The 7,355-nt window shown below is 71.6% G+C and carries 8 protein-coding genes; all 8 read right to left on the bottom strand.

Annotated features, from left to right (window positions below; translation table 11 throughout):
• Window positions 1–306: 306 nt before the first annotated feature.
• Window positions 307–1,326: a lysophospholipid acyltransferase family protein gene (locus ACIPXM_RS16185; RefSeq protein ID WP_401655572.1), complete on the bottom strand. Its 1,020-nt coding sequence runs from the start codon at window positions 1,324–1,326 to the stop codon at window positions 307–309.
• A 13-nt stretch (window positions 1,327–1,339) separates the two neighbouring features.
• A complete protein-coding gene (locus tag ACIPXM_RS16180) occupies window positions 1,340–2,437 on the bottom strand; it encodes an NAD-dependent epimerase/dehydratase family protein (protein WP_401655571.1) in 1,098 nt (365 codons plus the stop codon).
• A gap of 191 nt (window positions 2,438–2,628) precedes the next feature.
• Window positions 2,629–2,727: a 30S ribosomal protein bS22 gene (locus ACIPXM_RS16175; RefSeq protein WP_003948845.1), complete on the bottom strand. Its 99-nt coding sequence runs from the start codon at window positions 2,725–2,727 to the stop codon at window positions 2,629–2,631.
• Window positions 2,728–2,890: 163 nt separating this feature from the next.
• Window positions 2,891–3,100: a helix-turn-helix domain-containing protein gene (locus ACIPXM_RS16170; protein WP_046910004.1), complete on the bottom strand. Its 210-nt coding sequence runs from the start codon at window positions 3,098–3,100 to the stop codon at window positions 2,891–2,893.
• Window positions 3,101–3,228: 128 nt separating this feature from the next.
• Window positions 3,229–4,044, bottom strand: coding sequence for a phosphatase (locus ACIPXM_RS16165; RefSeq protein WP_401656166.1), 816 nt, complete (start codon window positions 4,042–4,044; stop codon window positions 3,229–3,231).
• Window positions 4,045–4,176: 132 nt separating this feature from the next.
• Window positions 4,177–5,355, bottom strand: a complete 1,179-nt coding sequence (locus ACIPXM_RS16160) for an acetoin utilization protein AcuC (RefSeq protein ID WP_401655570.1) — start codon at window positions 5,353–5,355, stop codon at window positions 4,177–4,179.
• Entirely contained in the window at window positions 5,324–6,541 is a 1,218-nt protein-coding gene (locus ACIPXM_RS16155) for an MFS transporter (protein ID WP_401655569.1), read from the bottom strand. Before ACIPXM_RS16155 ends, ACIPXM_RS16160 begins: the two co-directional genes overlap by 32 nt.
• A 43-nt stretch (window positions 6,542–6,584) precedes the next feature.
• Window positions 6,585–7,232 carry an HAD family hydrolase gene (locus ACIPXM_RS16150; protein ID WP_401655568.1) on the bottom strand — a complete coding sequence of 216 codons (648 nt, stop codon included), beginning with the start codon at window positions 7,230–7,232 and terminating at the stop codon, window positions 6,585–6,587.
• Window positions 7,233–7,355: the final 123 nt, after the last annotated feature.

Genomic DNA, 7,355 nt, shown 5'->3' with positions numbered 1-7,355 from the left:
CCGCCCGTGCCGACCCCCCCCACCCCCCCGGGCGGGCGGCCGGCCCGCGCCATCCACCGCCGCGCCCCCCCCCCCCGCCCGGGGGGGGGGGGGGGGGCCCCCCCCCCCCCGGGGGCGCCCCCCCTCCCCGTACCGCTCGACGCAAAGCCGTCAGAAGAACACCGACCGCCGCTGCACCAGCAACTTGGCCCCCCTTTTCCGGCCGCCCTCGCACGCTTCGGCCCAGGGGGCCTCAGCGGCTTCGGGCGGCTGCGCCGGACTCCGTCCGCCGACCCGGGGCGAGGCCCCACACCTCCCGCGTACGCGTCAGAAGAACACCGACCGCCGCTGCACCAACAACTTGTACAGCGTGTGCTGGATCTGTTCGCGGACCTGGTCCGTCAGGTTGAACATCAGCATCGGGTCGTCCGCGGCCTCCAGCGGGTAGCCGTCCGTCGGGATCGGCTCGCCGAACTGGATGGTCCACTTCGTCGGCAGCGGCAGCCCGCCCAGCGGCCCCAGCCACGGGAAGGTCGGCGTCAGCGGGAAGTACGGCAGACCGAGCACCCGGGCCAGCGTCTTGGAGTTGCCGAGCATCGGATAGATCTCCTCCGCGCCCACGATCGAGCACGGCACGATCGGCACCCCGGCGCGCAGCGCCGTCGACACGAAGCCGCCGCGCCCGAAGCGCTGGAGCTTGTACCGCTCGGAGAACGGCTTCCCTATCCCCTTGAAGCCCTCCGGCATCACGCCGACGATCTCCCCGGCCTTCAGCAGCCGTTCCGCGTCCTCCGCGCACGCCAGGGTGTGCCCGGCCTTGCGGGCCAGCTCGTTCACCACCGGCAGCATGAAGACCAGATCGGCGGCGAGCAGCCGCAGATGCCGCCCGGCGGGGTGGTGGTCGTGCACGGCGACCTGCATCATCAGGCCGTCCAGCGGCAGCGTCCCGGAGTGGTTGGCGACCACCAGGGCGCCGCCCTCCTTCGGGATGTTGTCGACGCCCTTCACCTCGACCCGGAAGTACTTGTCCGCCAGCGGCCGCAGCAGCGACATCAGGACCTGGTCGGTGAGCTCCTCGTCGTAGCCGAACTCGTCGACCTCGTACTCGCCGGTGACCCGCCGCCGCAGGAACGCCAGGCCCCCGGCCAGCCGCCGCTCCCAGCCGCCCGGGCCGCCCGTGGCGGGCACCTCCGCGGCCGGCTCGGACGCCTCGGAGGGTTCCGGGGCCGCGTCCACCGGCTGCGTCGACGGCAGCGCCCGTACGGCCGCGTCGCCGTCGGTCCGCACGGGCCGTCTGCGGGCCCGGGACCGGTCGTCGTCGAAGGGGATGACCTTGGCGTCCGCCATCGCGTTCGGGCTCCTATTCCGCGGTCGGAGAGGTCGGTTCGGACATCGGGCGCTCGGGCGTCGGGCGCTCGGCCGGGGGGCGTTCGGGTACGAGCCGGCCGGCCAGCCGGTCCACCGCACCGGCGAGCAGCTCCGGCGGCAGCAGCCCCGGCCCCCGGCTGCGGGCGAAGTCGGCGAACGCCTCGGCCGTGCCGAACCGCGGGGTGAAGCCGAGGGTCTCCCGCATCTGCACGGTGGACACCACCCGCCCGTGCGTCAGCAGCCGGATCTGCTCGGGCGCGAAGTCGGTCACGCCGATCGTGCGCAGCGCCTGCCCGACCCAGGTGACGGCCGGAAGCAGCACCGGCACCGTCGGGCGGCCGAGCCGCCGGGCGCACTGGGAGAGCAGCAGCACCCCGTCCCCGGCGATGTTGAAGGTGCCGCTGTTGAGGGTGGCCCGGCGCGGTTCGCGCGCGGCGAGCTCCAGGACGTCCATGACGTCGTCCTCGTGGACGAACTGCAGCCGCGGGTCGTAGCCGAGGACGGTCGGCAGCACCGGCAGGTCGAAGTACTCGGCGAGCGGGGAGTCCACCCGCGGCCCGAGGATGTTCGCGAACCGCAGCACGCACACCGCCACGTCCGGGCGGCGCCGGGCGAAGCCCCGTACATAGCCCTCGACCTCGACGGCGTCCTTGGCGAAGCCGCCGCTCGGCAGCGACTTGGCGGGGGTGGTCTCGGTGAAGACGGCCGGGTCGCGGGGCGCGGCCCCGTAGACGCTGGTGCTGGACTTCACCACCAGGCGCTTGGTGCGCGGCGACTTCTGGCAGGCGCCCAGCAGCTGCATGGTGCCGATGACGTTGGTCTCCTTGACCGACGTCCGGCCGCCGGAGCCGAGCGCCGTGCCGGTGACGTCCATGTGGACCACCGTGTCGACGTCGTACTGGGCGAGCACCTTGGCGATGGCCGGTCTGCGGATGTCGGCCTTCACGAACTCGGCGGCGCCGAGCGGATGCGGGGAGTCGACGGCGTCCACGGCGATCACCCGCTCGACCTCGGGGTCCCGCTGGACCCGCCGGACGAACCGCGCCCCGAGGTGCCGGGCCGCACCGGTGACGAGCACGACCTTGCCCAAGAGAAGCGCCTTCCGTCGGCAGTCCATCGGAGTCCAGCGGAGTCCGTCGGAACTCATCGGAGTTCATTCCACCGGTGTTCCGCTGACCGCCACCGTAGCGCCTCCACATTTCGGCGCAATAAAAGCGTGGCCCCCCACCGAAGAACGGTGGAGGGCCACGCAGAAGCGGTACGCCGCGTCAGCGGCGTCGCTCACTTCTTGTTGCGACGCTGAACGCGCGTGCGCTTGAGCAGCTTGCGGTGCTTCTTCTTGGCCATCCGCTTACGCCGCTTCTTGATAACAGAGCCCACGACTACCCTCGCTCACTACTCGGAACATCCCCACACGCGGTGGGGATCGGTGCGGGGCGTCTGGGCCCACACGACCTACGAGGGGCTAGCCTACCGCCCCGAGCGACCGGCTCGTAATCCGCGGGCGTATTCGCCGGAACGACCCGGTGCCGGGCCGGGTCCCCTACGCGGTCGCCACCCCCACGAACGACTCCCTCAGGTACTCGTGCACCGCCTGTTCCGGCACCCGGAACGACCTTCCCACCCGGATCGCGGGCAGATGACCGCTGTGCACCAAGCGGTACACGGTCATCTTCGAGACGCGCATCACCGAGGCGACCTCCGCCACGGTCAGAAACTTCACCTCGTTGAGAGGCCTGTCGCCAGCAGCCATGACCCACCTGTACCTTCCGCCACGCGACGGCCGCCGGCTTCCCCTCCGGTGACTCTTCGTCGCTGAGCGCTCACGCCCAGAGTAGGGGCGGGTGGTACGAGTGGGGAAGAGGAGCAGCCACCGGCCGTTTACCGTGACAGACACGCTCGATTGAGTACATAGCGAGTGAGTGGACGGTAGTAGTCCGAGCGCACCCCGTCATCAAGTGGAACGGCCACCGACACCTGCCCCTCGGCCTCGCCGACGAACAGTGCGGGATCGTCGGTGTCGGCCAGCCCGATGGCTTCGATACCCAGCTGACCTGCCCCGCAGACCCAGCCGTGGTCGCCGACCACCAGCTCCGGGAGCGGCCCGCCGGCCTCGGCCGCGCTTTCCAGGGCCGCCCTGACCGGCAGCGGCGAGTGGGTGTGCGCCCCTGGCTCACGCCCTGCCGCCGACAGGTCCGGTTCTCGCACAAGCGCGACACCGCGTACGTAGTCCAGCCGGTGCATACGTACGCCGAACCGGGTCGTTATGTCGACACATCGGCCCTGCGCCGGGGTGAGAACAAGACAGCCCGCCGCCGACAAAGCGTCTGCGAGCGTGGCGTAGAAACCAAGCAACCGGTGCGGATGACCGGTCCCGAAGAGCACCGGGGACCGCCGTCCGGCCGCCACCCGCAGCCGTTCCGCGAACGCCGCGAGCGCGCCCAGGGTCCGTTCCGGGTCGATCACATCCGGGCCCGAGCGGTGCGCGGGATCGTCCGAGACCCCGCACTTGTCCGCCATCAGCCTCAGCAGATCACTCTCGTCCCAGCCCAGAACCGGATCGAGCCCCAGCGTCACCCGCGGATCCCGCGCCGCGAACAGCCGATAGCTGCGCAGGCTCTCCTCCCGCGAGGTCGCCACGGTCCCCGCCAACCCGGCGGCCAACAGATGCGCCCGCAGCGCCCCGGTACTCAGCACGCCGACGATGTTGCCGGAACGACCCTGCACCGGGGCCAAAACCCGTTCGATGACGCACAGTTGGCGTAACGGCGCCGTCGACGCCGAACGGCCCGTACGCGGGGAAGGCGAAGGGATCAGGCCAGCGGCGGATCAGGCCAGCAGCCCGCGCAGCGGGAACACCGCCCGCCGGGTCGCCAGGATCGACTGGTCGAGCCGGTCCGCCGGGTCGTACCCCTCGGTCCAGTCCCGGAAGTCCACCGGCCACCGCCCGTCCGTCATCCGGCCGGGCCCCAGCTGCCGGGTCCGCGCGTACACCAGATCCCGCCACGACGACGGGATCACCGACTCCGGATCCACCGGAGCGTGCGCGGCGATCCCCACCAGATGCGTCCACGACCGCGGTACGACGTCGACCACCGCGTATCCGCCACCGCCGAGCGCCAGCCACCTGCCGCCCTCGACATGCGCGTGCGCCAGGTCGTGACAGGCTTCCTGCACCGCCCGCTGCGCGTCCAGGGACACCGCCAGATGCGCCAGCGGATCCTCGAAGTGGGTGTCGGCGCCGTGCTGGGTCACCAGCACCTGCGGCCGGAAATCGGCGATCAGCTCCGGCACCACCGCGTGGAACGCCCGCAGCCAGCCCGCGTCACCCGTCCCGGCCGGCAGCGCCAGATTCACCGCACCGCCCTCGCCGGGACCGTCCGCGCCGGTCTCCTCCGGCCACCCGGTCTGCGGGAACAGCGTCCTCGGATGCTCGTGCAGCGAGATCGTCAGGACCCGCGGATCGTCCCAGAACGCCGCCTGCACCCCGTCACCGTGGTGCACGTCCACATCCACGTACGCCACCCGCTCCGCGCCCAGTTCGAGCAGCCGGGCGATCGCGAGCGAGGCGTCGTTGTAGATGCAGAACCCGGCCGCCGCCCCCGGCATCGCGTGGTGAAGGCCGCCCGCGAAGTTCACCGCGTGCGCCGCCTCCCCCCGCCACAGCGCCTCGGCCGCGCCCACCGACTGCCCGGCGATCAGCGCCGACGCCTCGTGCATCCCCGCGAACGCCGGATCGTCCACCGTGCCCAGGCCGTAGCTCTGGTCCGCGGACCGCGGGTCCGCCGACGCCGCCCGCACCGCCGCCACATAGTCCTCGCGGTGCACCAGGCGCAGCGTCGAGTCCCCGGCCGGCTTCGCCGCCGTCACCTCGGCCTTGCCGTCGAGCCCGTAGGCCCGCACCAACCCCATGGTCAGCGCGAGCCGCACCGGATCCATCGGGTGCTCGGGCCCGAAGTCGTAGCCCGTGACAGCTTCATCCCACATCAACAGTGCGCGGCCGCTCATGACCGCCACCGTATCGGGCCTTCGGAACGCCGAACGACGTGGCATACACCACCGTCACGAGCACCAGGACCATCGGCACCAGCATCGCCCCGCGATAGCTCCAGGCGTCGCCGAGCGCGCCCACCAGCGGCGAGCCGACCAGGAAACCGACGTAGTTGAAGACGTTGAGCCGCGCGACCGCCGCGTCGCTGGCCGCCGGGAACAGCCGCCCGGCGGCGGCGAAGGTCTGCGGCACGATCACGCTCAGACCGAGCCCGAGGACGGTGAATCCGGCCATCCCCGCCCACGCCCCCGGCGCCACCGCGACCACCGCGAACCCGAGCGCCGCGAGCACCGCACCGGCCCGCACCACGAGCACCGCCCCGAACCGCCGCACCCCGAGATCGCCGACGGACCGCCCGAGCAGCGTCGTCACCATGTACGCGTTGTACGGCACGGTCGCCAGCTCCTCCGAGCTGTGCAGCACGTCCTGGAGGTACTTCGCCGACCAGTTGGAGACCGTCGAGTCCCCTATGTACGCGAACGTCATCACCAGGCACAGCGGCAGCAGCATCCGGAAGACGACCCCGTCGCTCCCCTTCTTCTCCCCCGCCTGCGCGGCACCCGCGACGGCGGCCGGACCCGGCTCCCCGTCCACGTACCAGCGGCTCCCGACGAACGCGACCGGCAGCAGCACGACCACCACCGGCAGGTACGACCAGAACAGCGACAGGTGCCAGTGCGCCCCCACCCAGGCGAGCGAGGCACCGGCGATGCCGCCGAGGCTGTACGCGGCGTGGAAGCCGAGCATGATGCTGCGGCCGTACGACCGCTGGAGGCTGACCCCCAGCATGTTCATGGAGGCGTCGAGCGCACCGACCGAGAGCCCGAACAGACCGAGCGCGACGGCCGCCGCCCACAGCTCCGAGCCCACCCCGACCCCGAGCAGCGCGAGCAGCACCAGCGGCTGCGCCCAGCGCAGCAGCACCGAGGGCCCGACCCGCGCCACGACCTTCTCGGTCAGGACGCTCGACACCCCGGCGAGGATCGGCACCGCCGCCAGGAAGACGGGCAGCAGCCCGTCGGATATCCCGTACCGGTCCTGGATCGCCGGTATTCGGGTCACGAGCAGGGCGAACGTGACGCCCTGCACGAAAAAGCTGACCGCCAGGGATCCCCGCCCACGCCGCAACCGCGCATCTGTCATGGCGGCACAGCGTAGGCCCGGGACCTACCCAGCGGTAGATGGATCACATCCCCAATATCGCGGGGAGCTCCTGCATCTCCGCGAAGTACCCGTTCGCGCCGGTCAGCCGCTCCTTCGGGGTCATCGCGGTGAACGCGTACACGTCCATCCCGGCGGCGACGGCGGCCTGGACGCCGAGCGGGCTGTCCTCGACGACCACGCACCGCTCCGGCGGCACACCCATGCGGGCGGCGGCGTGCAGGAAGAGGTCGGGCGCCGGCTTGCCCTTGCCGACGTCCTCGGCGCTGAACACGATCTCGTCCCGGAACCAGGCGTCGAGCCCGGTCTTGCGGTGCCCGACCCGGATCCGCTGATGACTCCCGGAGGACGCCACGCAGTACGGCAGCCCCGCGTCGGCCAGTCCCTTGAGGACGTCGGTGACGCCTTCGACCGGCTCCAACTCCTCCTGGAAGGCGGCGAAGGTGCGGGCGTGCAGGGTGGCGTCGAAGTCCTCGGGCAGCCGCTGCCCGCTGCGCTCAAGGACGGTGTCGTGCACCCGGTGCACCGCAGCCCCCATGTAGTCCCTGAGGGAGTCCTCGTACGAGGTGGGGTGGCCGAGCTCAGTGAGGTAGCCGGCCAGGATGGCGTTGGCGAGCGGCTCGCTGTCGACGAGCACACCGTCGTTGTCGAAGAGGACCAGGTCGTAGCGCATGGACCCAGCCTAAGCGGCCCGAATTGGTCCGGAACGCAGAAAAGCCCCGCACCATAAGGTGCGGGGCTTTCCCACAATGATTGTTCGGCGGCGTCCTACTCTCCCACAGGGTCCCCCCTGCAG

The sequence above is a fragment of the Streptomyces sp. NPDC090025 genome, assembly GCF_044748125.1.
In the GTDB taxonomy this organism is placed as follows: Bacteria; Actinomycetota; Actinomycetes; order Streptomycetales; family Streptomycetaceae; genus Streptomyces.
This window is presented reverse-complemented; position numbering and strand designations above follow the sequence as displayed.